Genomic DNA, 4,647 nt, shown 5'->3' with positions numbered 1-4,647 from the left:
AAGGGTTTATCTTCATATTAATATTTAGAAGCTATAATAAAACAACGAAAGCAACATCATCAAATCTTAGTTCAACTAAACAATATAATTGCTTAGCCTAAATTATAAAACCAGATGAATATGGGACTTGTGCAGTTAATGGACATTTTATAAAAATAATAGATGTTTTTTAGATTGCGCCTAATTTATTATATAATCTTAAAATTTTTTATAGCTTTTTCATGCTTTTCAAAATTTAAAAATTGAATAATAATAAGGGCAATAAGTGGTGAAAGGGCAGTAATTATAAATACGTAATCCCAACTCATACTTTCTTTTAAAACACCAACTAACCAAGCCCCAACAGATCTACCCATATTTGCTAATGCCATATATAAAGTAAATTGCGTAGCGGCTACCGTTCTCCAACATAGCTGCATTCCCGTTGCAAACGTTGCAATATTAAGAAAGATAGACAAAAGATAATATAATAAGACAAAAGAAAAAACCACTTTTGCAACACCCCAAAAACTTGGAAAAAATGCAAAAGACACAATCAAAACAATTAAAAATACAAGATAAATAGATAGCATTCTTTTTTTACCAAAAAAATCAACCAAAGCTCCACCTACAAACATTCCAAAAATTCCTCCAACAACTGTTGTTATCGAATAAACTTGTGAATAGGTTGTGTTTGTCCAATCAAGTTCTTGAATAGTAAAAATTGGTAAAAGTGTATCTACCAAACCATACATAATACCCAATACAAAAAGCGCTAAGCACAGTAGTAAACTAGACGGAAGGATGGTTACTTTAAATAGATTTTTAAAAATATGTTTCCAACTAAACAATTGTGCATTTTTTGAGTCATTTGAGGCTTCTCCCTTTGTCCAAGGCATTAGTTTTTCTCCAGGACGTTCTCTAAAACATATTGGAACTAACATAATAAAGGCAGTAGTTATGGAGAGCGAAGCAATTGCGGTTGAAAATCCAACTGCATTAATTAACGCAGTTCCAACAACCAATGATAGTGCAGTTCCAATTGTTTTAGAGCCCCACATTAATCCATTCGCCCTTGCCTGTTGAGGGATAGGCACAACATCAATTGCCATACCATCTGTTGCAACATCTTGAAATGCTCCAAAAAAGCTTATTAAAAACCCAGAAATCATTAAACTATTAAGGTCATTCAGCGGATCTGCTATAAGTCCAATACTTAAAAAACTCAGAATTAATCCTAATTGTCCAAAAATAACCCAAGGTCGTTTTCGCCCCATTGATAGAATAGTATACCTATCCATTAGTGGTGCTATAAGAATTTTGAAACTCCACGGAATTCCTATAACTGCAACAAAACTTGCAATTTCCACAGGAGTTTTATTATTCATAGCAAGCCAAGCCGGAATTGCAAAAAACGTAATACCCTCAGGAATGCCTTGTGCAATATAAAGTGCAGAAAACGTCAAGTACCTTAAAACAGGATTTTCCGTTAAAAACAAGTTTTTTTCCTTTACTAGTACTTTTTCATTTTCATCAAATTCCATAATGTTCGTATTTTATAATAGTAATGTATATCCAATAATTTGGTATCTACTAATTCTTTAAAATCTCGCACAATATGTGAAATAGTAATAGTTATAAATTCTTGTTAAGATTTTGATCAGTGTTTCAAATATATTAAAAAATAATTTAACATACTCAATTTCAATAATCTATACACTTTACCCCAACCAACCTTCTCTATCTAAACTTCTGTATTGTATGGCTTCAGAAATATGAGCAGACGAAATATCAGTTACACCTTCAAGATCAGCAATGGTTCTAGAAACTTTTAAAATTCTATCGTAAGCTCTTGCCGATAAATTTAACCGTTCCATAGCATTTTTTAAGAGATTCTTACTTTCTTCGCTTAGTTTACAGAATTTGCGAATTTGTTTTACACTCATTTGTGCGTTGTAATGTACATTTTCAAGTTCTATAAAACGTTCAGATTGCTTTTCCCGTGCTTTTGTTACACGTTCTCTTATAAGTTTACTCGGTTCGGCTAATTGCTCTTCAGAAAGTTTTTCAAAAGGAACAGGATTTACTTCAATATGAATATCAATTCGATCTAAAAGAGGTCCGGAAATTTTACTTAAATAGCGTTGCATTTCTGCGGGTGATGAGGTTACAGGCGCATCTGGATCGTTAAAATAACCGCTCGGACTCGGATTCATGCTTGCTACTAGCATAAAACTACTTGGATACGTTACTGTAAATCGCGCCCTTGAAATAGTAACTTCCCTATCTTCTAAAGGTTGTCGCATTACTTCTAAAACGGTGCGTTTAAATTCTGGTAATTCATCTAAAAACAACACACCATTGTGCGATAATGAAATTTCGCCTGGCTGCGGATATTGCCCACCACCAACAAGCGCAACATCTGAAATAGTATGGTGCGGAGATCGAAACGGGCGTTGACACATTAAACCACTTTCTTTAACTTTACCAACTACAGAATGAATTTTTGTAGTTTCCAAGGCTTCCTGCAAGGTCATTGGTGGTAAAATGGAAGGCAATCGTTTGCTTAACATAGTTTTACCACTTCCTGGAGGCCCAACAAGTATAATGTTATGTCCGCCAGCAGCAGCAATTTCCATAGAACGTTTTACAGATTCTTGTCCTTTTACATCTGCAAAATCAAATTCTGGATTGTCAAGGTTTTTGTAAAATTCTGCACGCGTATCAATTATAGTTTGTTCGAGTTCAGCTTTTTCATCAAAAAAATTAATAACTTCAGTAATATTTTCTACACCAAATACTTTTAAGTCGCTAACAATTGCAGCTTCTTTTGCATTTTGTTTTGGTAAAATAAAACCTTTAAACCCTTCTTCTCGTGCTTTAATTGCTATTGGTAACGCGCCTTTTATTGGTTGTAAACTTCCATCTAAAGAAAGTTCTCCCATAATTATATAATCACCAACTTTTTCTGGTTTAATTTGATTTGAAGCAGCTAAAATCCCAATGGCTAATGTTAAATCGTATGCAGAACCTTCTTTACGCAGATCCGCTGGAGCCATATTAATAGTAATCTTTTTACCAGGAAGTTTGTACTTATTATTATTTAACGCTGCGGAAATTCTGTAACTACTTTCTTTAATAGCATTGTCTGGCAAACCAACTAAATGATATCCAATTCCTTTATCAATATTAACTTCAACCGTTATGGTTGTAGCTTCCACACCGAAAACGGCGCTACCAAAAATTTTAACAAGCATAGCAATTATTATTTTTATTTAAAACTTAATAAAAAGTTTTTTTGTTGATTCTCTTTCTACCAATTTAGTTTTTATAATTTCAGTTTTAATATCATCAAATTTAATTCTACCTTCAAGTTTGTCTATAAGACGTGTTGCTGCAACTTCACCAGTTGTATGTGCAAAACGATTAACACTTGTTAAAGGTGGAGACCCGTATCTGGATAAAATTCCATTTGTAAACCCAATAATGGAAACTTCCTCTGGAATTTTTACATTTCTTTTATTTAAAACCTGTGTTGCAATTGCTCCAGAAACTTCATCTACAGAAAAAATACCATCAACTTTATTGTTATCTAACATATGATTTATACGTTCAATTAAGTTGTTTTCATCATCTTGTTTAATAATCAAATTTTCGTTTGGAGTTACGCCATATTTTGTAAGTGCTTTTAAATATCCTTTTATTCTGAATTCATTAATATTTAATCCTTCGGAAGTAGAGATTAATGCAATGTCTTTACAGCCAGATTTCATTAAAAATCGTGTTGCTTTATAAGCACTTTTAATATTATCTGTCACTACTTTATCGCAATTAATATCTTTATGTACACGGTCGTATAGCACAATTGGAGTTTCTTCCTCTAAAATATCATGAAAGTGATCAAACTTTTTTAATTTTAACGTTTCCACCGAAACACAAGCAATAAAACCGTCTATTGTTCCATTGGAAAGCATTTCCATAGTTTCAACTTCTTTTTCATAAGATTCATTTGTAATACAAGTGATTATGCTATAGCCTTTTTCGGTAGCTACTTTTTCAATTCCACGAAGTGCTCTTGCAAAGTAATAATTTAAAATATTGGGAATAAGAATTCCAATTGTTTTTGTTTTTTTGTTTTGTAAACTTAACGCAAGCGTATTTGGCTTGTACTTGTGAAGTTTAGCATATTCTTGAATTTTGCCTTTTGTTTCGTCACTTATTTCGTAACTATCATTTAAAGCTTTTGAAACTGTTGAAATTGAAACGCCTAGAGCTTTTGCAATTTGTTTTATGGTTATTCTTTTATTCATTTTTTGGTTGAATAGTTAATTTAGTTGAACTATTAATAATTTCTTCTTTATTTAGTTTCATTTTTCTGAATTCACCTTTATTATACATTTCGGTTTGATCTTTATAATGTTTACTAAATGGGTTTCCAGACTGACCTGTTGGCAAGATACTAATACTATTTTCAATATCCGAAAAATCTATAATTCTTCTTGTTGAAGGACCTGCATTTACAGTGTATATTCCAGTATCATTATAATCATATCCCCTATTGTCAATAACTTCTTTTGCCCCTTTTATTGGAAATGGCCCCACATTAAAGTACTTTTTTAAAGCCGCTATTGTACCTAACGGATGTCCGTGCTCCAGAGTATGTACTTT

General features: G+C 32.3%; 4 protein-coding genes. All 4 read right to left on the bottom strand.

Translation table 11 applies throughout. From position 1 onward, the window contains the following. Positions 1-188: 188 nt before the first annotated feature. Positions 189-1,523: an MFS transporter gene (locus AB1Z17_RS07850; protein ID WP_368051251.1), complete on the bottom strand. Its 1,335-nt coding sequence runs from the start codon at positions 1,521-1,523 to the stop codon at positions 189-191. Positions 1,524-1,700: 177 nt separating this feature from the next. Further along, positions 1,701-3,236, bottom strand: a complete 1,536-nt coding sequence (locus AB1Z17_RS07845; protein WP_368051250.1) for a YifB family Mg chelatase-like AAA ATPase — start codon at positions 3,234-3,236, stop codon at positions 1,701-1,703. A gap of 18 nt (positions 3,237-3,254) precedes the next feature. After that, entirely contained in the window at positions 3,255-4,289 is a 1,035-nt protein-coding gene (locus AB1Z17_RS07840; RefSeq protein WP_368051249.1) for a LacI family DNA-binding transcriptional regulator, read from the bottom strand. After that, a partial coding sequence (locus AB1Z17_RS07835) for a penicillin acylase family protein (protein ID WP_368051248.1) occupies positions 4,282-4,647 on the bottom strand: 366 nt, incomplete at its 5' end. The genes AB1Z17_RS07835 and AB1Z17_RS07840, both read right to left, overlap by 8 nt.

The organism is Lutibacter sp., from assembly GCF_040883305.1.
In the GTDB taxonomy this organism is placed as follows: Bacteria; Bacteroidota; Bacteroidia; order Flavobacteriales; family Flavobacteriaceae; genus Lutibacter.
This window is presented reverse-complemented; position numbering and strand designations above follow the sequence as displayed.